Here is a 25,571-nt window from a genome sequence, read left to right as displayed (position 1 = left end):
CCGGGGCTTTCGATTTTACGCCTGAAATCCGGTCAGACCGCCCGATCCAGCATCATCTTCTTGATCTCTGCGATGGCCTTGGCCGGGTTCAGACCCTTGGGGCAGGTCTTGGTGCAGTTCATGATCGTATGACAGCGGTACAGCTTGAACGGGTCTTCCAGATCGTCCAGACGCTCGCCCGTGGCCTCGTCGCGGCTGTCGATGATCCAGCGATAGGCATGCAACAACGCCGCCGGCCCAAGATATTTGTCGCCGTTCCACCAATAGCTGGGGCACGAGGTCGAACAACTGGCGCACATCACGCATTCATACAAGCCATCCAGCTTGGCGCGGTCTTCGATGGACTGCTTCCATTCCTTGGCCGGGCGGTTCGTCTTGGTTTCCAGCCAGGGCATGATCGACGCGTGCTGCGCGTAGAAATGCGTCAAGTCGGGGATCAGGTCCTTGACCACCGGCATGTGCGGTAGCGGGTAAATCTTCACGTCGCCCTTGATTTCATCCATGCCGTAGATACAGGCCAGCGTGTTGATCCCGTCGATATTCATCGCACAGGAGCCGCAAATCCCCTCGCGACAAGAGCGGCGGAAGGTCAGCGTCGGGTCGACCTTGTTCTTGATGTAGATCAGCGCATCCAGAACCATCGGCCCGCAATCGTCCATATCCACGAAATAGGTATCGACACGAGGATTTTCGCCGTCATCCGGGTTCCAGCGATAGATCTGGAACTTGCGGACATTGCTCGCGCCCTCGGGCTTGGGCCATGTCTTGCCCGCCGTCATGCGGGAATTCTTGGGGAGTCTGAGTTGAACCATTTTCGTCTCCTCCGCTCAGCCGCCGAACAGCGTCATGCTGTTCCCGGCGATGCATTGCACGGCTTCGGGGCGCTGCGCGATGTCCAGCACCTGCTCTACCGTCGATTCGGTCACGCCAGAGACAGACGCCCCGGCAATTGTCAGGATTTCCCGCGCCGAGGCCGCATCAATGATGCAGTCCGTCACCGGCGCGGCATTCACACCGGGGAATCTCTGTTCCACGACACCGTTCACCACGGCCTTTGCCTGATCGCGCGCCAGCCTGTCAGCAGCGTCGTTCGCCACGTTACAGCCCGACAGCACGGCAACCAGGGCCAGACCGGACAGAACCCGCATCATCAGAACGTCCGCTCCTTGGGGGCAATCTTCTTGATGCTGATGCCGCCCTCGGATTCCGGGGTCAGCGGGTCTTCGATGATCGGGCGATAGCTCAGATCGACGGTGGTATCGCCAACCCGCGCGATGGTGTGAACGCGCCATTTCTTGTCGTCGCGCTTGGAAAAATCCTCGTGCGCGTGGGCGCCACGGGATTCCTTGCGCGCCTCGGCACCGTTGATGGTGGCCAGCGCATTGGGCATCAGGTTGGTCAGTTCCAGCGTTTCCATCAGGTCCGAGTTCCACACGAGGCTGCGGTCGCTGACCTTCAGGTCGCCCATCTTGCCGGCGATGGCTTCCATCTTCTTGACGCCTTCGGCCAGCGTTTCCGAGGTCCGGAACACGGCGGCGTCTTCCTGCATGGTCTTCTGCATTTCCAGACGCAGATCGGCGGTTGCAATCGCACCATCGGCATTGCGCAGGGTGTCGAAGCGGTCGAACGCCTTGTCGACCTGCGCGGTGTTCGTCGCCGGAACCGCGCTTTCGGGATCGACAACCTTGCCCGCGCGAATGGCAGCGGCACGGCCGAACACCACAAGGTCGATCAGCGAGTTCGAGCCGAGGCGGTTCGCCCCGTGAACGCTGGCGCAACCGGCCTCGCCCACGGCCATCAGGCCGGGCACGACGGCATGCGGATCGTCCTTGGTGGGGTTCAGAACCTCGCCCCAGTAGTTCGTGGGGATACCGCCCATGTTGTAATGCACCGTCGGCAGCACCGGGATCGGTTCCTTGGTCACGTCCACACCGGCAAAGATGCGGGCCGATTCCGAAATACCGGGCAGGCGCAGTTGCAGCGCCTCGGGTGGCAGGTGCGACAGGTTCAGGTGAATGTGGTCGCCATTCGCCCCCACGCCCCGGCCCTCGCGGATTTCCATGGTCATCGAGCGGCTGACATAATCGCGCGGCGCAAGGTCCTTGTAGTTGGGCGCATAGCGCTCCATGAACCGTTCGCCTTCGCTGTTGGTCAGGTAACCCCCCTCGCCGCGTGCGCCTTCGGTGATCAGGCAGCCCGAGCCATAGATGCCCGTCGGGTGGAACTGCACGAATTCCATGTCCTGCAGGGGCAGGCCCGCACGGGCCACCATACCGCCCCCGTCGCCGGTGCAGGTATGCGCGCTGGTCGCGCTGAAATAGGCCCGGCCATAGCCACCGGTGGCCAGCACGACCATCTTGGCGTTGAACACATGCATCGTGCCATCGTCCAGCTTCCAGCAGACAACGCCGGTGCAGGCGCCGTCATCGCTCATGATCAGGTCGATGGCGAAATATTCGATGTAGAATTCCGCGTTGTTCTTGAGGCTCTGGCCGTAAAGCGTGTGCAGGATCGCGTGGCCGGTCCGGTCGGCGGCGGCGCAGGTGCGCTGCACCGGGGGGCCTTCGCCGAATTCGGTGGTATGGCCACCAAACGGGCGCTGGTAAATCTTGCCCTCTTCGGTGCGGCTGAAGGGAACGCCGTAATGTTCCAGTTCATACACGGCCTTGGGGGCCTCGCGCGCCAGGTATTCCATGGCGTCGGTATCGCCCAGCCAGTCACTGCCCTTGACGGTGTCGTACATGTGCCACTGCCAGTGATCGGGCCCCATGTTCGACAGCGACGCGGCAATGCCGCCCTGCGCCGCCACGGTATGCGAACGCGTCGGGAAAACCTTGGTCACGCAGGCCGTGCGCAGGCCCTGCTCGGCCATGCCGAGCGTGGCGCGCAGCCCGGCGCCCCCCGCCCCCACGACAACCACGTCATAATCATGTGTTTCGTATTCGTAAGCAGCCATTGCCTGAAAACTCCGGGGTTAAAGGGCGATCTTGAGAACGGCGAACAGGCCCGTGGCCATCATCCCGTAGCTCAGCACCGTGGCCGAGATGATCAGGATCTTGCGAGTGATCCCGCGCGAATAATCCTCGATCATGATCTGCGCGCCCTTGCGGAAATGCTGCAGGCCCACGAACAGGACCAGCATGGTCAGGATGGCCATGGCAGGATGCGAAAAGGCCTGCGTGACCTCTTCGTGCGTCCCACCCAGGGTGCGGCCAAAGACGAACAGGAAAATCGGCACGATCAGCGCCAGGCCCACGGCGCTGACGGTCATGTACCAGTGATGCTCGGTGCCGGTATGGGCGGCGCCCAGACCTTCGGCTCGCTTGCGTGCGGTCAGATAACGCATGGCTGGCCTCCCCTCAGATGATGATCAGCGTGATGACGGTCAGGACGACCGATCCTGCGATGCAGGCGATGCCCAGCTTTTCGGCGGCTTCGATTTCAAGCCCCTTGCCCGCATCGAAATACAGATGCCGCAGACCGGCCAGGTAGTGATACCAGACCGCCCAAAGCGACAGGGTAAAGACCAGATCGCCGAACCACGATGTAACGACGGCATTGGCCGTAGCGAAATACTCCGGCCCCGTCGCGGCGGCCAGCAGCCACCAGACGACCAGAAGCGCGGCAACGATCAACGCGTTGCCGGTGATCCGTGTCAGGATCGAAGTGATCGAGGTCAGCTGGGGGCGATAGACTTGCAGATGCGGTGACAGGGGGCGTTCGCCCTGGTTCACGTCGGCCATGGTCGGTCCCTTCGTTTTCGTCTTGGTGCGCAGCCCTCGACGCGGGCGCGCCCGTTTACGGAACCTCTTTTAGCGCCTGAACGGGGTTTGCACAGCCCCAATCGCCGGAATCTGCAAGCAATTCGTCGCAGAACGGTTATTTGTGATCACGCCAGAATTTACGTGATCACAAATATCGGCAATTTTCCGTTTCAATTGTCCACATTTCGACAATCCCCCGGCCTGCTGAGTCTTTTTGCTCCCTTGCGCTGCGCGAAACCCGCTCGGCAATTCGTGATCACAAATCGGCCTTCAGGTCTTGAACAACCGGTAAATCGCCGGAATCACCAGCACCGTCAGCAGGGTCGAGGAAATCAGACCAAAGAACAGCGACAATGCCAGCCCCTGAAAGATCGGATCGGCCAAGATCACCGCCGCCCCGATCATCGCCGCCAGAGCGGTCAGCAGGATCGGGCGGAACCGGATCGCACCGGCCTCGATCAGGATCTCCAGATCGCTTTTGCCCGCCGGGTCGGTATGGCGGATGAAATCCACCAACAGGATAGAATTGCGCACGATGATCCCGGCCAGCGCGATGAACCCGATCATCGACGGGGCCGAAAACGGCGCGCCCCACAGCCAGTGGCCCAGCATGATCCCGATAAAGGTCAGCGGCACCGGCGTCAGGATCACCAGCGGCACGCGGAACGATCCGAACTGCGCCACCACCAGAATGTAAATCCCCAGCAACGCCACACCGAACGCCGCCCCCATGTCACGGAACGTCACCCAGGTGACCTCCCACTCGCCATCCCACAACAGGGTCACACCGCTTTCGTCGGCGGGCTGCCCGTTCAGCGCGATCTGCGGTTTCTGCCCCTCGGGCCAGTCCATGTCGTCGATCCGTTCGGCCACGGCCAGCATGCCGTAAAGCGGGGCCTCGAAATCCCGGGCCAGTTCGGCCGTGACCATCTCAAGCTCGCGCCCGTTGCGCCGGAACACCGGGAACGAGGCCTGTTCCTCGCGCAGTTGCACCACATCGCCCAGTTCGACCACGCCCCGCGCCCCCGGCAACACGTTGGCCGGGATCGGGGTGGACAGCATCCGCTGATCCATCACCCGGTCGCCCTTGGCGCGCGCCACGGTGATCGGAATCGGATCGCGCCCTTCGCCGCGATGCGAATATCCCACCGTCGTCTGACCGTTGAGGATGGCCAGCGTGTCGAACACATCGGCCTCTTGTACGCCAAAGAATTCCAGGTCGTCGGAGGAAATCGTCGCCCGCAGCCGCCGGGGCTGCACGCCGAAACTGTCGTCCACATCCACCACATAGGGCACATCCTCGAAGGCCGAACGCAGTTTGCGCGCCACCTCGCGCCGGGTTTCGGCATCGGGGCCATACACCTCGGCCAGAAGGGTCGCCAGCACCGGCGGGCCGGGCGGCGGTTCGACGGTTTTCACGACCGTGCCCTCGGGCAGGTCCAACGCCGCCACCCGTTCACGCAGATCCAGTGCGATCTCGTGACTGGTGCGTTCCCGCTCGCCCTTGGGCAACAGGTTCACCTGCACATCGCCCTGCTCGGGCATCGCCCGCAGGTAGTAATGCCGCACCAGCCCGTTGAAATTGAACGGGGCCGCCGTGCCGGAATGGGTTTGCGCGGCCACGACCTCGGGCAAGTCCATCACCGTGCGCGCCACCTGTTGCACCACCGCATCCGTCGCCTCGACCGAAGCCCCCTCGGGCAGATCGACCACCACCGACAATTCCGACTTGTTGTCGAAGGGCAGCAGCTTCACCGTCACGTCCTTGGTATAAAGCAACCCGAGCGAGCCGAACGAGATCACCACCGTCAGCAACAGGAACAGCCCGCTGCGCCCCTTGGTCGCCAGAATGGGCGTGGCCACCTTGCGGTAAATACGGCCCAAGGCGCCCTCGCCCTCTTCGTGGTGGAGCGGGCCCTTGCCCGCCACCTTGATCATCAGCCACGGCGTCACCATCACCGCCACGAAAAACGAAAAGATCATCGCCGCCGAGGCATTGGCCGGAATCGGGCTCATGTAGGGGCCCATCAGGCCCGACACGAACAGCATCGGCAACAGCGCCGCCACCACGGTCAGCGTGGCAACTATGGTGGGATTGCCCACTTCGGCCACGGCGTCGACCGCCGCCCTGATCCGGCTTTTGCCCCGGTCCAACTGCCAATGCCGCGAGATGTTCTCGATCACCACAATCGCGTCATCCACCAGAATGCCGATGGAAAAGATCAACGCGAACAGCGACACGCGGTTCAGCGTATAGCCCATGATCCACGCCGCAAACAGCGTCAGAAGAATGGTCATCGGAATGACCACCGCCACCACGATGCTTTCGCGCCAACCAATCGACAGCCAGACCAGCGCGATGATCGACACCGTGGCCAGCCCGAGATGGAACAGCAGTTCATTGGCCTTTTCATTGGCCGTTTCGCCGTAATCGCGCGTCACCGACAGGGCCACGCTTTCGGGGATCAGATCGCCCTCCAGCATGTGAACCTTGTGCAGGATTTCCTCGGCCACGATCACCGCATTGGCCCCGGCGCGCTTGGCCAGCGCCAACGTGACCGCGGGCGCGCGATGCAACTCGCCGCCTTCGGCGCGGGTGATGTTGGCCGCGTATTGTTCCGACATGTCGGGCACGAATTCGATCCCGGCCACGTCACCCACATATACGGGCCGCCCGTCGCGCGTGGTCACCAGCAGGCTGGCGATCTCGGCGGGATCGGTCAGGGTTTCGCCTGCGATCAGGTCGATCTGCTGCCCGCCATCGCGCAGCTTGCCGGTGCTGAAGGCCCGGTTGGCGCTTTGCACCTTGCCCGCCAGTTGTTGCAGCGTCACACCGTACAGCGCCAGCTTCTCGGGGTCGGGGGCCACGCGGATCGCTTCCTGCGCCTCTCCGGTCAGATAGGTCAGGCCGACATCCCCGATCTTGGTCAGCTCACTCCGCAAGGTCCGGGCGATCCGCGTCAGATCGTAGGACGACACCTCGTGCCCCGGCTTGCCCGACAAGGTCAGCGTCACGATAGCTACATCGTTGATGCCCCGCCCCACGATCAGCGGCTCGGGAATGCCCACCGGGATACGATCCAGATTGGCGCGCACCTTTTCATGCACCCGCAGGATCGCCGCATCCGCCGGGGTGCCCACCTTGAACCGGGCGGTCACCATCGCGGCATCGTCGTAAGTCTGCGAATAGACATGCTCCACGTCGTCGATGGCCTGCACGATGCTTTCCATCGGCTCGCTCACCAGTTGCACCGCATCCTCGGCGGTCAGGCCCGAAGCCTGGATATGGATATCCACCAGCGGTACGGAAATCTGCGGCTCTTCCTCGCGCGGCAGGCTGATCAGCGCGATCAGTCCCACGGCCAGCGCCGCCAGAATGATCAGCGGCGTCAGGGGCGAGGTGATGAAGCCCCGCGTCAGCCGCCCCGCCAGCCCGAGGGCGCGATCGCTGTTGTCCTGATCACTCATCGCCGCTCACCACCACATCGCCGGGCTGCAATCCCGTCAGTATGTGAACCATCGCCGTTCCGTCGCGATCATGGGCCGGGCCGACGACGACGCTGCGCAAGATGGCTTCGCCGTCTTCGGTCACGCGCACGAAATCCAGCCCCGACCGCGTGATCACCGCATCGCGCGGAATCAGGATGGCCTGATGCTCGCCCACCGGCAGGCGCACCAGAACGCGGGCATCGACATAGCGCTCGCTCAGCCCCCCGACCTCGACATCGGCGATGACTCGGCCGTTTTCGATCAACGGATAAACCTTGGCCAGCGTCCCGGTGCGCGCCCCGTCCGGCCCTTCGATCTGAATGTCGTCGCCTTCCTTCATCGCTCCGGCATGGCGCTCGGGCACGGCCAGGCGCAGGAACACACCGCCACCGCCCATCGTGGCGATGGTCTGCCCCGGCGTCACGACAGCGCCTTCGGTCACCGGCACATCCAGCACGACACCGCCGAGCGGGGCAAAGACATCGCCCTCGGCAACCTGCTGTTCGATGACATGACGCTCGGCGCGGGCGGCGGCGATCTCGTTGGTGATCACGCTGACCTGCGTGCGCAAGGCATCCAGCCGCTGCGCCGTGGTCACGCCCCGTTGCAACAGCTCCTCACCGCGTGTCAGTTCCGTCCGGGCATTTTCCAGCCGCGATTCAGCGGCCTGCAAACGGGCATCGACCGCGCGAAGCTGGAAATCCAGCTTTTCATCCACCACGCGAGCCAGTTGCGCACCGCTGTCCACGCGGTCGCCTTCCGCCACGGTCAGTATGGTCAGCGTCCCGCCCAACCGCGCCCGCGCCGGAACGCGATCCCGCGTCTCGATACGGCCATAGACGGCCTTCCAGTCCGTTACCGTGACAGGCTCCACCGTGATTTCAGTGGCAAAGGCAGGCCCGGCCACGAACAGAGCCATGACAAGTGCCCGCAGGGCGGATCGGATATTGGACATTTTGATGCTCCGACAGCGACGACAGTGGCGCGAACCTAATCACTCACATTCTGAAAACAATATGTGTAGTGACAGGATCGCCCCTGACAGTCAACCACGCCCGGATATCCGAGGTCAAAGCGGAATCAGCGCCCAGTAATCCAGATCCAGCAGAACATGCGGCAGGTATTTCCCGTCCTCGCCCCTGAGCGTGAACGGCTCACCGCCCTTCGTGGCCACCAGCCGCAGGCGCAGCGCCCCCACACCTGGCGCCGGGGTTTCCGCCTTGTCCAGAACCTCGGACCACGCCTTGATCGTATCGCCGCTGTAGCACGGGTTGGCATGGGCCCCCGCATTCAGCCCGGCGATCATCTGCGCATTCGCCAGCCCGTTGAAGCTCAGCGTGCGGGCCATGGAAATCACGTGCCCGCCATAGATCAGGCGGTTGCCGTCCTCGCGCAGGGTAGCGTCGAAATGCACCTTGGCCGTGTTCTGCCAAAGGCGCGTGGCCATCATGTGCTCGGCCTCTTCGACGGTCACGCCATCGACATGGTCGATCACCTCGCCCACCTCGTAATCGCCCCAGCGATGCGGCTCTCCGGCGAGGGTGAAATCGTAATCGGTAAAATTCAGCCCGTCGGGGATCACCAGATCGCCCGCAGCCAGTGCGGGCTTGAGATCGGGAATGCTGGTTTCGGGGGCCGCAGCCTCGGGATCGCGCTTGCGCACCATGACCCAACGCACATACTCCATCACGGTTTCGCCGCGCTGGTTTTCGCCTTTGGTGCGCACCCAAACGACGCCGGATTTCCCGTTGGAATTCTGCTTGAGCCCGATCACCTCGCTGGTCGAGCGCAGCGTATCGCCCGGATAGACCGGCTTCAGCCAGCGGCCCTCGGCATAGCCCAGATTGGCCAGCGCATTCAGCGACACATCCGGCACCGTCTTGCCGAACACCACATGAAACGCCGCCAGATCGTCCAGCGGGCTGGACGGCAAACCGCACCCGCGCGCGAACTCGTCTGACGAATACAGCGCATGGCGCGCCGGGTAGAGCGCATGATAGAGGGCACGCTCGCCGCCCGACACGGTGCGCGGCACCGCGTGTCGAATGACATCGCCAATCGAATAATCTTCGAAAAACCGGCCCGGATTCGTCTTGGCCATGGTCATTGCTCTCCCAGCTTGAGATCGGGGGTATAGGTGCCGTCCACCTCTTTCACCACGGCCTGACCGCAGCGCATTACGCCATTGGCATGGTCAAAAGCATAGGTCGGGCCGCCATGCAGCGCCCACCCCTTGTTCAGGGCCGCCGTGACCTTGTGGCAGAACTCCGACGTGTCGTCGGCCGACAGGAAACGATAAAGCTGCATCTCTGATCACCCGAACACAGGATAGCCAAGCTGGTAATGCACCAGCGAAATCACCGCGAACACCACGACCGAGGCAACAACCGCGATAATTTCCTTGCGCTTCGGCGCAGGGGCGGGCGGGGTCCATTCCGGCTCGGCACTGTTGATCAGCTTCACCTCGACCAGCGACCAGATCAGCAAACCGCCGAACAACACGAAAGACGGCACATCGCCGTTCACCAGCAGGTGCGCCAGGGCCCAGGCCCGCACACCGCCCAGCATCGGGTGGCGCATCTTGCGCGCCAGCCCGGTTTTCATCCCCGCCGCCGCGAACATGTAGACCGATAGCAGCATCAGCAGGTTGTTGATGCCCACCGTGGCCGGGTGACGACCCCAGAAAAACGCGCCATCCGCCGCGCGATAGCCGATCACCATCAGCACCACACCGGCCAGAATCACCAGCGCCGCCAGCCCCTTGCCGGCATTGCCCATGCCTGCGCGCATCCCCGGCGCGATCCGTTTGAACATGTGGCCCGCCGCCCAAAGGACCAGACCAAGGATAAGATACGTCATGCCGTGTTACTCCGCTGCCATCTCTGCGATGGCCGCAGCTTTGGCCAGAATCCGCTGCGCTGCAACCACATGCAGGTTTTCGACGATCTGCCCGTCCACCACGGCCACCCCCTGCCCCGAGGCCTTGCTTTCCTCGAAGGCGGCGATCTGGCGCTCGGCCAGGTCGATCTCGGATTGCGTCGGCGCAAAGGCGGTGTTGGTCACTTCGACCTGCGCGGGATGGATCAGCGTCTTGCCGTCAAAGCCCAGGTCGCGGCCCTGTTCGCATTCCGCCTTCAGCCCGTCACCGTCGCGGAACCGGTTGTAAACCCCGTCGATCGCCACAACGCCGCGCGCCGCGCGGGCGGCCATGACGATCATCTGCAACGAGGTCATCAGCGGCAGGCGGTCGGCCCGTGTGCGGCAGCCCAGATCCTTGGTCAGGTCGTTGGTCCCGGCCACCAGCCCCGACACCTGTGCATGTGCAGCAATCTCGCGCGCATTGAACACGCAGACGGGCGTTTCCATCATCACCCAGATCGGCATGTCCGGCCCCAGCAGATCGGCCAGGTTGTCCACATCCGAGGGCGTGTTGACCTTGGGCAGCAGGATCGCATCCGCCCCCGCATCGCGCAACGCGCGCACGTCTTCCAGACCCCATTCGGTGGTCAGCGCATTGATCCGCACGATCTTGGAACGCTTGCCATAGCCGCCCTCTTTCAGCGCGTTGGCCAGCGTTTGCCGCGCTTCTGCCTTGGCTTCGGGGGCGACCGCATCTTCGAGGTCAAAGATAATGGCGTCACAAGGCAGCGAACGCGCCTTTTCCAACGCCCTGTCCTTGGAACCGGGGATATAAAGAACCGAACGATAAGGCCGTGTCGCGGTGTCCATCTGGCAGCGCCTCCCGAGTCATGCAGAAATAAACTTGCGCCGAAATGCCATTTTTTGCCCGAAAAGTTCAAGCACTTTGTCGCCGCGGCGCAGAAAACGCCGCTCGGATCAGGTCAGCGCAACCCAGATCAGTCTGGTGCCCGTCACCGCCAGCAGCACATATGTAATGGCGAAAAACAGGCGCTCGGGCACTACCCGATGCGCCCGCACCCCCAGCCACGCGCCCAGAACCGCAAACGGCGCCAGCACCAGATCCAGCATGACCGTATCCAGCGTGAATATCCCCAGAAAGGCATAGGGCACGAATTTCATCATGTTCAAAACCCAGAACACGAGCACCGTGGTGGCCTGAAACGTGGTCTTGTCCAGCCTCTGGGACAACAGGTAAACGGCAGCGGGCGGGCCGCCCGCATGGCTGACGAAACTGGTGAACCCGGCCACCGTTCCGGCCAGCATCCCCGCCCAGCCCGGCAAGGGCCGGCCCGACAATTTCACCAGCCCCGCGCGCAACGCCATACGCCAGACGATGAAGGCCAGGCAGATACTGCCGATCAGCAAGCGGAACAGGTCCGGCTCGGCCACCGTATACAGCACCGCCCCCAGTGCCACGCCCGGCACACAGCCCAGCAACAGCCGCCGCGCATCGCGCCAGTTCCAGCGCCGCCAATAGGGCCGCAAGGTGGACACATCGATCAGCATCAGCAGCGGCAGCATGATCCCCAACGCTCGCCCCGGCTCGATCACCAGCGCCAGAATCGACGCGCTGGCAAAGGCCGCGCCCGATCCGAAACCGCCCTTCGAAATGCCCGCGAATACCACTGCGGGCAGGGCAACCGCAAAAACTGATGGCTCGGCCAAGATCATCGCGAACGGTCCTAAATGCCTGTTTCCACACCGTGTTAGCGCGCGTCATGGCCGGACGCCAGCATCGCGCCAAATCCGCGCCGCAACGCAGCGCCCTTGCGTGCGCGCCAATTTGGGACTACCCCAAGCGCGAAAATTCCAACCGACCGGAGACAAATCCAATGGCCAGACCCAAGATTGCCCTCATCGGCGCAGGACAGATCGGCGGCACGCTTGCTCACCTTGCTGCAATGAAGGAACTGGGCGACGTCGTCCTCTTCGATATCGCCGAAGGCACCCCCGAAGGCAAAGCGCTCGACATCGCGGAATCCGGCCCCTCCGAAGGGTTCGACGCACGCCTCAAGGGCACGCAGGACTATGCCGACATCGCGGGCGCAGACGTCTGCATCGTCACCGCCGGTGTGCCCCGCAAGCCGGGCATGAGCCGCGACGACCTGCTGGGCATCAACCTCAAGGTCATGAAATCCGTGGGCGAAGGCATCCGCGACAACGCGCCGAACGCCTTTGTCATCTGCATCACCAATCCGCTCGACGCGATGGTCTGGGCGCTGCAGAAATTCTCGGGCCTGCCCGCCGAAAAAGTCTGCGGCATGGCCGGTGTTCTGGACAGCGCGCGCTTCCGCCACTTCCTCAGCCTCGAATTCGACGTGTCGATGAAAGACGTCAGCGCCTTCGTTCTGGGTGGCCACGGCGACACGATGGTTCCCCTGACCCGCTACTCCACCGTCGCAGGCATCCCGCTGCCGGACCTGGTGAAAATGGGCTGGACCACGCAGGAAAAACTGGACGCCATCGTTCAGCGCACCCGCGACGGCGGCGCCGAAATCGTCGGCCTTCTGAAAACCGGCTCGGCCTTCTACGCGCCCGCCACCTCGGCCATCGAAATGGCCGAAGCCTACCTCAAGGACCAGAAACGCGTCCTGCCCTGCGCCGCCCATTGCAACGGCCAGTACGGGCTTGACGGGTTCTATGTGGGCGTGCCCACCGTGATCGGCGCAGGCGGCATCGAACGCGTGGTCGAGATCAAGCTGAACAAGGACGAACAGGCGATGTTCGACAGCTCGGTCAAGGCCGTCAAAGGCCTGGTCGAGGCCTGCCAGGGCATCGACGGCTCGCTGGCCTGATCGGCGAGATCACAACAAACCTGAACAGCGGCGCCCCAGCGGCGCCGTTTTTCATTTCGCGCCCTGCCCCGGCCCCGGCGCATGATTCTTTCAAACATAGATTTTTCATGATGTTTATCTTTTGTGATCACACGATTTAATGCCGTGATCACAAATGCCGGAAAATGGCTTGGATTCCCCGTACTCATGCAAAATTCACTTCCCGCACGTCCCGCGAATATGACACACACGGGGTAATCGTAGCAAAACGGGACAATTTCATGAATATCCATGAGTATCAGGCGAAGGCTCTGCTTCGCTCCTACGGCGCCCCGGTCTCGGATGGCCGTGTCGTGCTGCGCGCCGAAGAAGCCAAGACCGCCGCGGGCGAAATGGACGGCCCTCTCTGGGTGGTCAAAGCGCAAATTCACGCAGGTGGCCGCGGCAAGGGCAGCTTCAAGGAAGCCCGCGCCGGAGAAGCCGGCGGTGTCCGCCTCGCCAAATCGGTCGAGGAAGCCGCCGAAGAAGCCAAGCGGATGCTGGGCTCGACCCTCGTGACCAAACAGACCGGCCCCGCCGGCAAGCAGGTCAACCGCATCTACATCGAAGACGGCTCGGATATCGACAAGGAATTCTACCTGGCCCTGCTCGTGGATCGTCAGACCTCGCGCGTCTCTTTCGTCGCCTCCACCGAAGGCGGCATGGATATCGAGGAAGTCGCCGAAAGCACCCCCGAGAAAATCCTCAGCTTCTCGGTCGATCCGGCCACGGGGTATCAGCCCTTCCACGGCCGCCGCATCGCCTTCATGCTGGGTCTCGAAGGCGCGCAGGTCAAACAATGCGTCAAGCTGATGGGCATTCTCTACAAGCTGTTCCTCGACAAGGACATGGAGATGCTGGAAATCAACCCGCTGATCCTGAGCGACAAGGGCGACCTGAAATGCCTCGACGCCAAGATGGGCTTTGATTCCAACGCCGTTTACCGCCACTCCGACATCGCCGAGCTGCGCGACACGACCGAGGAAGACCCCAAGGAACTGGAAGCGTCGAAATACGACCTGAACTATATCGCGCTCGACGGTGAAATCGGCTGCATGGTGAACGGCGCGGGCCTCGCGATGGCCACGATGGACATCATCAAGCTCTACGGCGCGGAACCCGCGAACTTCCTCGACGTGGGCGGCGGCGCGACCAAGGAAAAGGTCACCGAAGCATTCAAGATCATCACCTCGGACGACAACGTCAAAGGCATCCTGGTCAACATCTTCGGCGGCATCATGCGCTGCGACGTCATCGCCGAAGGCGTGATTGCCGCGGTGAAAGAAGTGGGGCTCAAGGTGCCGCTGGTGGTGCGCCTCGAAGGCACGAATGTCGAGAAGGGCAAGGAAATCATCTCGAATTCCGGCCTCGACGTGATCGCCGCCGACGACCTGAAAGACGGCGCTGAAAAGATCGTGAAGGCCGTCAAGGGATGAAGTTCACCGAAGCATTCGAGTTTCTAGGGTATTCGCTCGGAAACCACCAGAATGAGTGGTCTGCCGAGTCAGATACAGGCGTGTGCATAACGCTTTGGAAATGCGAGTTGTCTCGTGAAGGAGGTTTGCCATCGTATGAGCTTGATCTCAGCGGGCAGGACCTCGGGCCGTCTCACTGGACCAGAAAGAGCGGACATCGGAAGAGAACACGGCATCTGGCTCGCGCAATAGACGAGTTTGACAGTGTGATCGATGTCATTTTGCTGGATGGACCTGCTGGCGGGCCCTACTCGGATGCTTCTCCATGGAAGAAACAAGAGCGCAAACACGGCTGGAGAGTTGTCTCACTTGACCGGGAAACGGGAGAATTCCGGGCCGAAATTGACACTGAACGCAAGTTCTAGTCGCGCGAAATTTGAAATAGGAAACACACATGGCAGTCCTCATCGACGAAAACACCAAAGTGATCTGTCAGGGCCTCACCGGCTCACAGGGCACGTTCCACACCGAACAGGCCATTGCCTATGGCACCAAAATGGTCGGCGGGGTCACCCCCGGCAAAGGCGGCCAGACGCATCTCGACCTGCCGGTGTTCAACTCGGTCCACGAGGCCAAACACGCAACCGAGGCGAACGCCAGCGTCATCTACGTCCCGCCGCCCTTCGCCGCCGACTCGATCCTCGAAGCGATCGACGCCGGGATGGAGGTGATCGTCTGCATCACCGAAGGTATCCCGGTTCTCGACATGATGCGCGTCAAGCGCGCGCTGGAAACCTCGAACTCCACGCTGATCGGCCCGAACTGCCCCGGTGTCATCACGCCGGATGCCTGCAAGATCGGCATCATGCCCGGCCACATCCACAAGCGCGGCACCGTGGGCGTGGTTTCGCGCTCGGGGACGCTCACCTACGAGGCGGTCAAGCAGACCACCGATGTGGGCCTTGGCCAATCCACCTGCGTCGGTATCGGCGGCGACCCGATCAAGGGCACCGAACATATCGACGTGCTGGAATGGTTCCTGGCCGATGACGAGACCGAGTCGATCATCATGATTGGTGAAATCGGTGGCTCCGCCGAAGAAGAAGCCGCCGAATTCCTCGCCTCCGAGCGCAAGAAAGGCCGCTGGAAGCCCACCGCCGGTTTCATCGCGGGCCGCACCGCCCCTCCGGGCCGCCGCATGGGCCACGCCGGCGCCATCGTCGCCGGTGGCAAGGGCGGCGCCGAGGACAAGATCGAAGCGATGAAATCCGCCGGTATCGTCGTCGCCGACAGCCCCGCCACATTGGGCGAGGCCGTGTTGGAGGCAATCAAGGGTTAATGCCTTCCGGGGTGCGCAACGCATTGCGCACCCCGCCCGTCTTCACGGAGCCTCGCGACGGACATCTGCACCCGAAAACCGGGTGTCTCTCCCGAAGCTTCTCACGGTCGGTCAGAAAGGACGCGCAATGACGGATCAAAGCCCCAACGACCTTTTCCATGCCTCCTCCTTCATGCAGGGGCACAATGCCGAGTATCTCGAACAGCTTTACGCGCGCTATGCGAACGACCCGAACGCGGTCGACGAGGCATGGCAGGCGTTCTTTTCCCAGTTGGGCGACGGCGATCAGGATGTGAAACGCGAGGCCGAAGGCCCCTCCTGGGCGCGGGCCGACTGGCCCCCGATGCCCGCTGACGATCTGACCAGCGCCCTGACCGGCGAATGGCCCGTCGAAATCGAGGTTGCCAAGGCCGGCGAGAAGATCAAACAGAAAGCCGCCGAAAAGGGTGTCGAGGTATCCGACGACGCCGTGAAACGCGCCGTTCTGGACTCGGTGCGCGCGCTGATGCTGATCCGCGCCTACCGTATCCGCGGCCACCTGATCGCCGAGCTCGATCCGCTCGGCCTGCGCGATCACGGCCACCGCCCCGAACTCGATCCCAAATCCTACGGCTTCACCGAAGCCGACCTTGACCGCCCGATCTTCATCGACAACGTCCTGGGCCTTCAGGTCGCCTCGATCCGCGAGATACTGGAGATCGTCAAGCGCACCTATTGCGGCACCTTCGCCCTGCAATACATGCACATTTCCGATCCCGAACAGGCCGCCTGGCTGAAAGAGCGGATCGAAGGCTACGACAAGGAAATCACCTTCACCCGCGAGGGGCGCAAGGCCATCCTGAACAAGCTGGTCGAAGCCGAAGGGTTCGAGAAATACCTGCACGTCAAATACATGGGCACCAAGCGCTTCGGCCTCGACGGCGGCGAAAGCCTGATCCCCGCGATGGAGCAGATCATCAAGCGCGGCGGCAGCCTCGGCGTCAAGGAAATCGTGATAGGCATGCCCCACCGGGGCCGCCTGTCGGTTCTGGCCAACGTGATGGGCAAACCCTATCGCGCCATCTTCAACGAATTCCAGGGCGGCAGCTTCAAACCCGAGGACGTGGACGGCTCGGGCGACGTGAAATACCACCTCGGCGCCTCTTCCGACCGTGAATTCGACGGCAACAAGGTCCATCTCAGCCTCACCGCGAACCCCTCGCACCTCGAGGCGGTGAACCCCGTGGTTCTGGGCAAGGTCCGCGCCAAGCAGGACCAGATGCACGACACCGAACGCACCAGCGTCCTGCCCGTGCTGCTGCACGGCGATGCGGCCTTTGCCGGTCAGGGCGTGGTGGCTGAATGTTTCGGCCTGTCGGGCCTCAAGGGGCACAAGACCGGCGGCACCATGCATATCGTGGTGAACAACCAGATCGGTTTCACCACCGCGCCGCATTTCTCGCGCTCCTCGCCCTATCCGACCGATATCGCGCTGATGGTCGAGGCCCCGATCTTCCACGTCAACGGCGACGATCCCGAGGCGGTCGTTCACGCCGCCAAGGTCGCCACGGAATTCCGCCAGAAGTTCCAGAAGGACGTGGTGATCGACATCATCTGCTACCGCCGGTTCGGCCATAACGAGGGCGACGAGCCCATGTTCACGAACCCGATGATGTATAACAAGATCAAGAAGCACAAGACCACGCTCAGCCTCTATACCGAACGCCTTGTCGCCGACGGCCTGATCCCCGAGGGCGAGATCGAGGACATGAAGGCCGCCTTCCAGTCCTACCTTGCGGACGAATTCGAGGCCGGCAAGGAATACCGCCCCAACAAGGCAGACTGGCTGGACGGCAAGTGGTCGCATCTCGACAGCAAGGACGAGGATTACCAGCGCGGCGAAACCGCCATCGCACCGGACACCATGAAAGAGATCGGGCACGCGCTCTCCACCGCGCCCGAAGGCTTCCCGATGCACAAGACGGTGGGCCGCCTTCTGGACACCAAGCGCAAGATGTTCGAAACCGGCAAGGGCTTCGACTGGGCCACCGCCGAGGCCCTGGCCTTCGGCTCACTCCAGCTCGAAGGCTATCCCGTGCGCCTCGCCGGTCAGGACAGCACCCGCGGCACCTTCAGCCAGCGCCACTCGGCCCTGATCAACCAGGACACCGAAGAACGCTACTACCCGCTGAACAACATCCGCGAAGGGCAGGCCCGCTACGAGGTCATCGACTCGATGCTCAGCGAATATGCCGTGCTGGGCTTCGAATACGGCTACAGCCTCGCCGAACCCAACGCGCTGACCCTGTGGGAGGCCCAGTTCGGCGATTTCGCCAACGGCGCGCAGATCATGTTCGACCAGTTCATCAGCTCGGGCGAATCCAAATGGCTGCGCATGTCGGGCCTCGTCTGCCTCCTGCCCCACGGGTATGAGGGTCAGGGCCCCGAACACTCTTCGGCCCGGCTCGAGCGGTTCCTCACCATGTGCGGCGGCGACAACTGGATCGTGGCCAACTGCACGACCCCGGCCAACTATTTCCATATCCTGCGCCGCCAGTTGCACCGCACCTACCGCAAACCGCTGATCATGATGACGCCGAAATCGCTGCTGCGTCACAAGATGGCGATCTCCACCGCCGAGGATTTCACCACCGGCTCCAGCTTCCACCGGGTGCTGTGGGACGATGCCCAATACGGCAACTCCGACATGCAACTGAAACCCGACGACAAGATCAAGCGCGTCGTCATGTGTTCCGGCAAGGTCTATTACGACCTGCTGGAAGAACGCGACAAGCGCGGGCTGGACGATGTCTATATCCTGCGCGTCGAACAGTTTTACCCGTTCCCGGCCATATCGATGGTCAAGGAACTGGAACGCTTCAAGAAGGCCGAAATGGTCTGGTGTCAGGAAGAGCCCAAGAACCAGGGCGCCTGGGCCTTCATCGAACCCAACATCGAATGGGTCCTGCAGCGCATCAAGGCCAAACACACCCGCCCGTCCTATGCCGGTCGCGCCGCCGCCGCGTCGCCTGCAACGGGCCTCGCATCGCAACACAAAGCACAACAAGAGGCGCTGGTGGATGCCGCGCTCACCATCGAAGGGAAATAACGCATGTCTACCGAAGTTCGCGTCCCCACGCTCGGCGAATCCGTGACCGAGGCCACCGTCGCCACATGGTTCAAGAAACCCGGCGATACCGTTGCCGCCGACGAGATGCTGTGTGAGCTGGAAACAGACAAGGTCACTGTCGAAGTGCCCTCGCCCGTCGCGGGCACCCTTGGCGAAATCGTCGCCGCCGAAGGCGACACCGTGGGCGTCGATGCCCTGCTGGCCACCATCTCCGAAGGCCAGGGCGCGGCCCCCGCGCCCGCCCCGGACAAGGCCGAAGACACCCCCAAAGCCGCCGACAGCGGCAGCGCCTCGGGCGGCAGTGTCGATGTCATGGTTCCCACCCTTGGCGAATCCGTGACCGAGGCCACCGTCTCGACATGGTTCAAACAGGTGGGCGACAGCGTCACGCAGGATGAAATGCTCTGCGAACTGGAAACCGACAAGGTCTCGGTCGAGGTTCCCGCCCCCGCCTCGGGCACGCTCAGCGAAATCATCGCCGGCGAAGGCGACACCGTGCAGGCCGGCGGCAAGCTGGCCGTGATGGCCTCGGGCGACGGCGCCGCCGCTGCGGCCCCCGCCAAATCCGAAGCGGCCCCCGCCGCCGCCTCGGGCAAAACATCCGGCAAGGATGTCGAAGATGCCCCCTCGGCCAAAAAGGCGATGGCCGAAAAAGGCATCCCCGCCGATCAGGTGCAGGGCTCGGGCCGCGATGGCCGCGTGATGAAAGAAGACGTCGCCAAGGCCGCCGCTGCCGCCACCGCGGCAGCCCCCGCCGCCTCGGCCCAACCGGCACAGGCCCCGCGCGCCCCGGTCTCGGCGGATGACGCCGCCCGCGAGGAACGCGTCAAGATGACCCGCCTGCGCCAGACCATCGCGCGCCGCCTCAAGGACAGCCAGAACACCGCCGCCATGCTCACCACCTATAACGAGGTGGACATGACCGAGGTGATGGCGCTGCGCAACGAATACAAGGACGAGTTCCTCAAGAAGCACGGCGTCAAGCTGGGCTTCATGTCCTTCTTCACCAAGGCCTGCTGCCACGCCCTGAAAGAGGTTCCCGAGGTCAACGCCGAAATCGACGGCACCGACATCGTCTACAAGAACTTCGTCCACATGGGCATCGCCGCCGGCACCCCCACCGGCCTTGTCGTGCCGGTGATCCGCGACGCCGATTCCATGTCCTTCGCCGACATCGAGAAAGCCATCGCCGAAAAAGGCGCCCGCGCCCGCGACGGCAAGCTCAGCATGGCCGAAATGCAGGGCGGCACCTTCACCATCTCCAACGGCGGCGTCTACGGCTCGCTCATGTCCTCACCCATCCTCAACCCGCCGCAATCGGGTATCCTGGGCATGCACAAGATCCAGCAACGCCCGATGGTGGTGAACGGCGAAATCGTCGCGCGGCCCATGATGTACCTGGCGCTCAGCTACGATCACCGCATCGTCGACGGCAAAGGCGCCGTGACCTTCCTCGTCCGCGTCAAAGAGGCCCTGGAAGACCCGCGTCGCCTGCTGATGGATTTGTAATCCTGCAATGAACCGCGCACCCTGCCCCCCGTAGGGTGCGCATTCACTGCGCACCGCGCCTCCGCACGGAACACTCCATGACCCCCGAACTCACCGCCCTCACCCTCGCCGCGCTGCTCCAGGTCCTCCAGTACCTGCTCTTCGCCATCCCCGCCAATCTCGAACTTGGGCCGGGCTATACCTCCTCCGCGCGTGACCGCGCCCCCTCGCGCGAGCTTTCGGTCACCACCGGTCGCCTGCAACGCGCGCTGAACAACCATTTCGAAGGGCTGATCCTCTTCACCATCGCCTGCACCGTCATCATACTCTCGGGCCAGTCCACCGCCCTCACCGCCGCCTGCGCCTTCGCCTATCTGGGCGCGCGCGCCCTCTACATTCCCGCCTATTACTACGGCTGGCGGCCCTGGCGCTCGCTGATCTGGGCCGTGGGCTTCTTCGCCACCGTGCTGATGCTTCTGGCGGCCCTGATATGACCTTCATCTTTCCCGAAATACTCCGGGGGAGTCGCCCAACGGGCGACGGGGGCAGCGCCCCCAAACCCGCTCAACCGAAAGGAAATCCCAATGGCAAACTATGACGTCATCGTCATCGGCTCCGGCCCCGGCGGCTATGTCGCCGCCATCCGCTGCGCCCAACTCGGCCTGAAAACCGCCTGTGTGGAGGGCCGCGAGACCCTGGGCGGCACCTGTCTCAACGTGGGCTGCATCCCCTCCAAGGCGCTGCTCCACGCCTCCCACCAGTTGCACGAGGCCGAGCACAACTTCGCCAAGATGGGCCTCAAGGGCAAAAGCCCTTCGGTCGACTGGAAACAGATGCTGTCCTACAAGGACGACGTGATCGGCCAGAACACCAAGGGCATCGAATTCCTGTTCAAGAAGAACAAGATCGACTGGCTCAAGGGCTGGGGCTCGATCCCCGAGAAGGGCAAGGTCAAGGTCGGCGATGAGGTTCACGAGGCCAGGAACATCATCATCGCCACCGGCTCCGAAGCCTCCTCCCTACCCGGCGTCGAGGTGGACGAGAAAACCGTCGTCACCTCCACCGGCGCACTGGACCTGCCCAAGATCCCGAAAAAGATGGTCGTGATCGGCGCGGGCGTGATCGGGCTGGAACTGGGTTCGGTCTATACCCGCCTCGGCACCGAGGTCACGGTCGTGGAATTCCTCGATCACGTCACCCCCGGCATGGACGGCGAGGTGCAGAAACAATTCCAGCGCCTGCTCAAGAAACAGGGGCTCGGCTTCATCATGGGCGCCGCCGTGCAATCGGTCGAAACGCTCAAGACCAAGGCCAAGGTGAACTACAAGCTGCGCAAGGACAACAGCGAGCACACGCTCGATGCCGACGTGGTGCTCGTCGCTACGGGCCGCAAACCCTATACCGATGGCCTCGGCCTCGACGCGCTCGGCGTGAAACTCTCGGATCGCGGACAGATCGTGATCGACGAACGCTGGCACACCAGTGTCGAGGGCATTTACGCCATCGGCGATGCCGTCGCCGGCCCGATGCTGGCCCACAAGGCCGAAGACGAAGGCATGGCCGCCGCCGAGGTGATCGCCGGCAAGCACGGCCATGTGAATTACGATGTCATCCCCAGCGTGATCTACACCCACCCCGAGGTCGCCGCCGTGGGCCAGACCGAAGACCAGCTCAAGGAAGCGGGCCGTGCCTACAAGGTCGGCAAGTTCTCGTTCATGGGCAATGGCCGCGCCAAGGCGAATTTCGCGGGCGACGGTTTTGTCAAGCTGCTGGCCGACAAGGAGACCGACCGCGTGCTCGGCGCGCATATCATCGGCCCGGCGGCAGGCGAGCTGATCCACGAAATCTGCGTCGCGATGGAATTCGGCGCCGCCGCCGAGGACATCGCCCTCACCTGCCACGCCCACCCCACCTATTCCGAAGCCGTGCGCGAAGCGGCCCTCGCCTGTGGCGACGGCCCGATCCACAGCTGAGGGCAGCGATCAATTCGGCGAACGATGCGAAAGGCGGCCCAACTGGGCCGCCTTGACACTATGAAAGCACGTGTTCATCACCATAACAGCCAACGATCTGGCCCGGACTGAAAGGCCGGGCCGCGCCCGACCCTCCCCACGGGAGGGCGCTTTGGCGATGTCGTTAATACCTCTGACGACATCTATTCTTGCGAGCACATCTCGCTGCCCAGACGTTGTGTTGCGCCCACCCAGGGCCAGGCGCGGCCCGTTACGCCCTGATCAATCGTCGTGAACGGACCAGACCCCGCATCCTGACCCTCACGGCCACCGCAGGTCTGTCCGCCCGCAAACCGCGCAACCCCTCACCAGAGCGTCTTGATCGCCCGGTCCATCCAGGCCGCATCGTATTCCGTGCCGCCTTCTTCGCCATTGCTCGTTTCCGCCAGCATTTCGCCCACCGTCGGCAAGCCTTTGCTGTCGTCGCGCCCCCATATCCCCGCCCGGATCGAGGCGCGGGCGCATTGCGTGTAAACCTCGCCGATCTTGTTGACGATCACCGTGGCGGGCTGTTTGCCCTGCCGGTTGAACATCGCCCGCACCTGTTCATCCGCCGTGACCCGTGCCTGCCCGTTGATCCGCACCACCGTGTTGGACCCCGCCACCATGAACAGCAATGAAATCCGCCCGTCGCTGACGATATTGCGCAGCGTGTCCAGACGGTTGTTGCCACGCCAGTCGGGCAGGGCCAGCGTCCGGTTGTCCAGTTCGGTCACCACCGGCCCGTCCTCGCCGCGCGGGCTGCCATCGGTGCCTTCGGGGCCCACTGTCGAAATGATGCAATACCGCGATTTCGCGATCCATTTGCGGTAAAGCGGCGTCAGATGGGTCGTCACCTTGCGCAGGCTGGCCGCACCGGGCTTGCCATACAGGGCCTCCAACGCGGCGATGTCGTGGATATATTCAACCTTCGGGGTCAAATCCCGCCTCCTTCATTAGCCGGACCGAGGCGGTTTCGACCTCGTCCTCCAATTGAGCCATGAACTCGGGGCGCGACCGGCCCGCAGGGATGCGCGGCAGAAACTCCACCACCGCCGTTCCCGGCTTGCGCATGATCCCCTTACGCGGCCAGAACACGCCCACATTGGCCGCCACCGGTACGCAATCCTGCCCCAGTTCCTCATAGAGAACCCCGGTGCCCACCTTGTAGGGCGCCTTGACGCCCGGTGCGATGCGTGTGCCCTGCGGATAGATGATCAGCTGCCCCGGCTGCTGGCGGCCCTTGGCCACGTCCGTGACCATCTTCTTGATGGCCTGGCTGCGTTTGCCCCGGTCCACCGGAACGCAACCGATCTTCAGCGCATATTGCCCGATCACCGGGGCCCACATCAATTCGCGCTTCATGATGAACTTACCCGCCGGAACCGCGCCGAAAATCAGGATGATATCCAGGAACGACTGGTGCTTGGCCGCGATCAGGACTTCGTCAGCGGGGGGCGTGCCGCGCACCTCGGTGCGCAGGCCCACCATCCAGCGCGCGCTCCAGCGCACCCAGCGGCACCAGGTATGACAGGCGGTCAGCGCACCGCGGCGGCTGATCACCGCCCAGGGGAAAAAGACGATCCCCATGACCCCCATCATCGCATAGATGTTGACCACGAAAATCAGCGAACGCACCCATTGCACAGCGTGGCTCATGGCATGTCCTTCAATGTCCTGATCGCCGCCGCGCGGGTGGCGGCAAAGGCCACCGCCGCCGCCAGCGGCGGAATGATCAGCGGCCAGATCCAGTGCCAGCCCTGAAACCCGAGCCCGGTCAGGAACCCGCCCTCCGTCTGCGCCGACGGCAACAGCAGGATCGCGGCACATCCCAGCACCATGCCAACCGCCGCGCCGCCCAGCGCCCGCAGGGTAAAGCGGCGCACGAAGGCCCGTGCGATATAGACGTCGCGCGCGCCCACCAGCCGCAGCACGGTGATCACCTGCGTATTGGCTGCCAGCGCCGCGTTGGCCGCCAGCGTGATCATCGCCGCCGTCGCCCCGCCGATCAGCAACAGCGAGACCCAGCCCAGCAGGCGCAGGCGTCCCGCCGCCTCGGCCAGCGGCCGGCGCCAGCGGGTGTGATCGTCCAGCACCGCGCCGGGCACCTCGGCGGACAGGCGCAGGCGCAACCCCTGCGGGTCGAACCCCTCGTCATCCTCGATCACTTCGATCAGTTGCGGGATCGGCAGGCTGTCCACCGGCAGGTCGGGGCCGAACCACGGCTCCAGCAGGGCGCGCTGCTCGTCCCCGTCCAGCGCCCTTGCACTGGCCACGCCACGCGTGGTGTCCAGCAGTTTCAGAGCCGCATCGGTCTGCGCGGCCAACTGCCCCTCGGGCGCGGAAATCCGGATCGTCGAACTGCGCGCCAGCTCGTCGCCCCACCGCGCCGCCAGCCGCCCCGTGGCCAGCGACAGCGCCAGCGCGAACACCGCCAGAAACGCCATCGCGGCAGCGCTGAACAGCGTCAGCCGCGCGGTGAACCCGGTGGGCGGCACAACCCGGTCGGCCTGCGTATCGCCGACCACCAGTTCGCTCAGTTTCGCAATGTCGATTGTCACAGATCCGCCCCCGCCAGTTGCAGGTGCCGGTTCGAAATCCGCAACACCCGCGCCTGCACATGCGCCTTGGCCGCCCGGATCAGCGCAAGATCGTGGGTGGCGATCATGATCGTCTTGCCCATACGGTTCAGTTCGACCAGCAGGCGCAGCAGGCGCTGCGACATTTCCCAGTCCACGTTGCCCGTGGGCTCGTCCGCCAGCACCACGTCGGGCGACATGATGACCGCACGCGCCAGCGCCGCGCGCTGGCGTTCGCCGCCTGACAGTTCCGGCGGGCGGGCCTCGGCACGCGATGTCAGCCCCACCCAGTTCGTCAGTTCCTTGAGGTTCGCCGCCTCGGCCAGCAGGTCGCGCCCCGACACCATCAGCGGCAGCGCGATGTTTTCGGACACGCTCAGGTGATCCAGAAACTGGCAATCCTGATGCACCACCCCGATCCGGCGGCGCGACAGCGCGATATCGTCCCGCTCCATCCCGCGCACATCCGTCCCGAACAGGCGCACATCGCCCGTTGTCGGCAACAGCGCCCCGTAACACAGCTTGAGCAGGGTCGTCTTGCCCGCGCCCGAAGGGCCGGTCAGGAAATGGAACGATCCGGGCTGAAGCTGCAATGAAATATCACTCAGCAACTCGCCCCCGCCATAGCTGTAGGCCACATTCTCCAGCTCGATCAAACCTGC

Annotated in this window: 23 protein-coding genes; 7 read left to right on the top strand and 16 right to left on the bottom strand. The window is 63.5% G+C overall.

Annotated features, from left to right (window positions below):
- Positions 1–32 precede the first annotated feature (32 nt).
- The 12 genes from KPG71_RS08695 to KPG71_RS08640 all read right to left on the bottom strand — a co-directional run bounded on the left by KPG71_RS08695 (position 33) and on the right by KPG71_RS08640 (position 11,846).
- A complete protein-coding gene (locus KPG71_RS08695) occupies positions 33–812 on the bottom strand; it encodes a succinate dehydrogenase iron-sulfur subunit (protein ID WP_216337697.1) in 780 nt (259 codons plus the stop codon).
- Positions 813–827: 15 nt separating this feature from the next.
- Entirely contained in the window at positions 828–1,151 is a 324-nt protein-coding gene (locus KPG71_RS08690) for a succinate dehydrogenase (RefSeq protein WP_253196179.1), read from the bottom strand.
- The gene (gene sdhA, locus KPG71_RS08685) at positions 1,151–2,956 is read right to left on the bottom strand and encodes a succinate dehydrogenase flavoprotein subunit (protein ID WP_216337696.1); all 1,806 of its coding nucleotides are present in this window, start codon (positions 2,954–2,956) and stop codon (positions 1,151–1,153) included. The genes KPG71_RS08690 and sdhA overlap by 1 nt, the downstream gene beginning before the upstream one ends.
- Before the next feature lie 18 nt (positions 2,957–2,974).
- Entirely contained in the window at positions 2,975–3,346 is a 372-nt protein-coding gene (gene sdhD / locus KPG71_RS08680; RefSeq protein ID WP_216337695.1) for a succinate dehydrogenase, hydrophobic membrane anchor protein, read from the bottom strand.
- Between the two features lie 13 nt (positions 3,347–3,359).
- Positions 3,360–3,743, bottom strand: a complete 384-nt coding sequence (gene sdhC, locus KPG71_RS08675) for a succinate dehydrogenase, cytochrome b556 subunit (protein WP_216337694.1) — start codon at positions 3,741–3,743, stop codon at positions 3,360–3,362.
- A 291-nt stretch (positions 3,744–4,034) separates the two neighbouring features.
- Positions 4,035–7,232 carry an efflux RND transporter permease subunit gene (locus KPG71_RS08670; RefSeq protein ID WP_216337693.1) on the bottom strand — a complete coding sequence of 1,066 codons (3,198 nt, stop codon included), beginning with the start codon at positions 7,230–7,232 and terminating at the stop codon, positions 4,035–4,037.
- Positions 7,225–8,172: an efflux RND transporter periplasmic adaptor subunit gene (locus KPG71_RS08665; RefSeq protein WP_216337982.1), complete on the bottom strand. Its 948-nt coding sequence runs from the start codon at positions 8,170–8,172 to the stop codon at positions 7,225–7,227. Before KPG71_RS08665 ends, KPG71_RS08670 begins: the two co-directional genes overlap by 8 nt.
- Positions 8,173–8,322: 150 nt before the next feature.
- Positions 8,323–9,354: a MaoC family dehydratase gene (locus tag KPG71_RS08660; protein WP_216337692.1), complete on the bottom strand. Its 1,032-nt coding sequence runs from the start codon at positions 9,352–9,354 to the stop codon at positions 8,323–8,325.
- Between the two features lie 2 nt (positions 9,355–9,356).
- Positions 9,357–9,560: a DUF1737 domain-containing protein gene (locus KPG71_RS08655; RefSeq protein ID WP_073034439.1), complete on the bottom strand. Its 204-nt coding sequence runs from the start codon at positions 9,558–9,560 to the stop codon at positions 9,357–9,359.
- Positions 9,561–9,566: 6 nt separating this feature from the next.
- Positions 9,567–10,112 (bottom strand): NnrU family protein, encoded by a 546-nt coding sequence (locus KPG71_RS08650; protein WP_216337691.1) that lies wholly within the window; start codon positions 10,110–10,112, stop codon positions 9,567–9,569.
- A gap of 6 nt (positions 10,113–10,118) precedes the next feature.
- Positions 10,119–10,982: a CoA ester lyase gene (locus tag KPG71_RS08645; protein WP_216337690.1), complete on the bottom strand. Its 864-nt coding sequence runs from the start codon at positions 10,980–10,982 to the stop codon at positions 10,119–10,121.
- Between the two features lie 108 nt (positions 10,983–11,090).
- On the bottom strand, positions 11,091–11,846 hold the full coding sequence (locus tag KPG71_RS08640) for a sulfite exporter TauE/SafE family protein (RefSeq protein ID WP_216337689.1): 756 nt from the start codon (positions 11,844–11,846) through the stop codon (positions 11,091–11,093).
- A gap of 161 nt (positions 11,847–12,007) precedes the next feature.
- Here KPG71_RS08640 and mdh point away from each other — a divergent pair, with 161 nt between their 5' ends.
- The 7 genes from mdh (at position 12,008) to lpdA (ending at position 22,312) form a co-directional block, all read left to right on the top strand.
- The gene (mdh, locus tag KPG71_RS08635; RefSeq protein ID WP_216337688.1) at positions 12,008–12,970 is read left to right on the top strand and encodes a malate dehydrogenase; all 963 of its coding nucleotides are present in this window, start codon (positions 12,008–12,010) and stop codon (positions 12,968–12,970) included.
- A gap of 260 nt (positions 12,971–13,230) precedes the next feature.
- Positions 13,231–14,424, top strand: coding sequence for an ADP-forming succinate--CoA ligase subunit beta (gene sucC / locus KPG71_RS08630; RefSeq protein WP_216337687.1), 1,194 nt, complete (start codon positions 13,231–13,233; stop codon positions 14,422–14,424).
- 433 nt (positions 14,425–14,857) lie between these two features.
- Positions 14,858–15,742 (top strand): succinate--CoA ligase subunit alpha, encoded by an 885-nt coding sequence (sucD, locus tag KPG71_RS08625; RefSeq protein WP_216337686.1) that lies wholly within the window; start codon positions 14,858–14,860, stop codon positions 15,740–15,742.
- A gap of 127 nt (positions 15,743–15,869) precedes the next feature.
- Positions 15,870–18,830 carry a 2-oxoglutarate dehydrogenase E1 component gene (locus KPG71_RS08620; protein WP_216337685.1) on the top strand — a complete coding sequence of 987 codons (2,961 nt, stop codon included), beginning with the start codon at positions 15,870–15,872 and terminating at the stop codon, positions 18,828–18,830.
- 3 nt (positions 18,831–18,833) lie between these two features.
- Positions 18,834–20,360 (top strand): 2-oxoglutarate dehydrogenase complex dihydrolipoyllysine-residue succinyltransferase, encoded by a 1,527-nt coding sequence (gene odhB / locus KPG71_RS08615; protein ID WP_216337684.1) that lies wholly within the window; start codon positions 18,834–18,836, stop codon positions 20,358–20,360.
- A gap of 77 nt (positions 20,361–20,437) precedes the next feature.
- Positions 20,438–20,833, top strand: a complete 396-nt coding sequence (locus KPG71_RS08610) for an MAPEG family protein (protein WP_216337683.1) — start codon at positions 20,438–20,440, stop codon at positions 20,831–20,833.
- Between the two features lie 90 nt (positions 20,834–20,923).
- A complete protein-coding gene (gene lpdA, locus KPG71_RS08605) occupies positions 20,924–22,312 on the top strand; it encodes a dihydrolipoyl dehydrogenase (protein ID WP_216337682.1) in 1,389 nt (462 codons plus the stop codon).
- Between the two features lie 344 nt (positions 22,313–22,656).
- On the opposite strand, the gene KPG71_RS08600 is transcribed toward lpdA, so the two are convergent.
- From KPG71_RS08600 to KPG71_RS08585, 4 genes are read right to left on the bottom strand one after another with little or no spacing between them, the layout of a single operon-like run.
- Positions 22,657–23,271, bottom strand: a complete 615-nt coding sequence (locus tag KPG71_RS08600; protein WP_216337681.1) for a pyridoxamine 5'-phosphate oxidase family protein — start codon at positions 23,269–23,271, stop codon at positions 22,657–22,659.
- Positions 23,255–23,989, bottom strand: coding sequence for a 1-acyl-sn-glycerol-3-phosphate acyltransferase (locus tag KPG71_RS08595; RefSeq protein WP_216337680.1), 735 nt, complete (start codon positions 23,987–23,989; stop codon positions 23,255–23,257). The genes KPG71_RS08600 and KPG71_RS08595 overlap by 17 nt, the downstream gene beginning before the upstream one ends.
- Positions 23,986–24,891 carry an FtsX-like permease family protein gene (locus tag KPG71_RS08590; protein ID WP_216337679.1) on the bottom strand — a complete coding sequence of 302 codons (906 nt, stop codon included), beginning with the start codon at positions 24,889–24,891 and terminating at the stop codon, positions 23,986–23,988. The genes KPG71_RS08595 and KPG71_RS08590 overlap by 4 nt, the downstream gene beginning before the upstream one ends.
- Positions 24,888–25,565, bottom strand: a complete 678-nt coding sequence (locus KPG71_RS08585) for a cell division ATP-binding protein FtsE (protein ID WP_216337981.1) — start codon at positions 25,563–25,565, stop codon at positions 24,888–24,890. Before KPG71_RS08585 ends, KPG71_RS08590 begins: the two co-directional genes overlap by 4 nt.
- Positions 25,566–25,571: the final 6 nt, after the last annotated feature.

Source organism: Roseovarius sp. PS-C2 (assembly GCF_018862045.1).
GTDB lineage: Bacteria > Pseudomonadota > Alphaproteobacteria > Rhodobacterales > Rhodobacteraceae > Roseovarius.
This window is presented reverse-complemented; position numbering and strand designations above follow the sequence as displayed.

Excerpts from the sequence above, each read along its gene's own strand:
- KPG71_RS08695 (WP_216337697.1), bottom strand. The coding sequence starts at position 812 with ATGGTTCAACTCAGACTCCCCAAGAATTCCCGCATGACGGCGGGCAAG.
- KPG71_RS08690 (WP_253196179.1), bottom strand. The coding sequence starts at position 1,151 with ATGATGCGGGTTCTGTCCGGTCTGGCCCTGGTTGCCGTGCTGTCGGGC.
- sdhA (WP_216337696.1), bottom strand. The coding sequence starts at position 2,956 with ATGGCTGCTTACGAATACGAAACACATGATTATGACGTGGTTGTCGTG.
- sdhD (WP_216337695.1), bottom strand. The coding sequence starts at position 3,346 with ATGCGTTATCTGACCGCACGCAAGCGAGCCGAAGGTCTGGGCGCCGCC.
- sdhC (WP_216337694.1), bottom strand. The coding sequence starts at position 3,743 with ATGGCCGACGTGAACCAGGGCGAACGCCCCCTGTCACCGCATCTGCAA.
- KPG71_RS08670 (WP_216337693.1), bottom strand. The coding sequence starts at position 7,232 with ATGAGTGATCAGGACAACAGCGATCGCGCCCTCGGGCTGGCGGGGCGG.
- KPG71_RS08665 (WP_216337982.1), bottom strand. The coding sequence starts at position 8,172 with ATGGCTCTGTTCGTGGCCGGGCCTGCCTTTGCCACTGAAATCACGGTG.
- KPG71_RS08660 (WP_216337692.1), bottom strand. The coding sequence starts at position 9,354 with ATGGCCAAGACGAATCCGGGCCGGTTTTTCGAAGATTATTCGATTGGC.
- KPG71_RS08655 (WP_073034439.1), bottom strand. The coding sequence starts at position 9,560 with ATGCAGCTTTATCGTTTCCTGTCGGCCGACGACACGTCGGAGTTCTGC.
- KPG71_RS08650 (WP_216337691.1), bottom strand. The coding sequence starts at position 10,112 with ATGACGTATCTTATCCTTGGTCTGGTCCTTTGGGCGGCGGGCCACATG.
- KPG71_RS08645 (WP_216337690.1), bottom strand. The coding sequence starts at position 10,982 with ATGGACACCGCGACACGGCCTTATCGTTCGGTTCTTTATATCCCCGGT.
- KPG71_RS08640 (WP_216337689.1), bottom strand. The coding sequence starts at position 11,846 with ATGATCTTGGCCGAGCCATCAGTTTTTGCGGTTGCCCTGCCCGCAGTG.
- mdh (WP_216337688.1), top strand. The coding sequence starts at position 12,008 with ATGGCCAGACCCAAGATTGCCCTCATCGGCGCAGGACAGATCGGCGGC.
- sucC (WP_216337687.1), top strand. The coding sequence starts at position 13,231 with ATGAATATCCATGAGTATCAGGCGAAGGCTCTGCTTCGCTCCTACGGC.
- sucD (WP_216337686.1), top strand. The coding sequence starts at position 14,858 with ATGGCAGTCCTCATCGACGAAAACACCAAAGTGATCTGTCAGGGCCTC.
- KPG71_RS08620 (WP_216337685.1), top strand. The coding sequence starts at position 15,870 with ATGACGGATCAAAGCCCCAACGACCTTTTCCATGCCTCCTCCTTCATG.
- odhB (WP_216337684.1), top strand. The coding sequence starts at position 18,834 with ATGTCTACCGAAGTTCGCGTCCCCACGCTCGGCGAATCCGTGACCGAG.
- KPG71_RS08610 (WP_216337683.1), top strand. The coding sequence starts at position 20,438 with ATGACCCCCGAACTCACCGCCCTCACCCTCGCCGCGCTGCTCCAGGTC.
- lpdA (WP_216337682.1), top strand. The coding sequence starts at position 20,924 with ATGGCAAACTATGACGTCATCGTCATCGGCTCCGGCCCCGGCGGCTAT.
- KPG71_RS08595 (WP_216337680.1), bottom strand. The coding sequence starts at position 23,989 with ATGAGCCACGCTGTGCAATGGGTGCGTTCGCTGATTTTCGTGGTCAAC.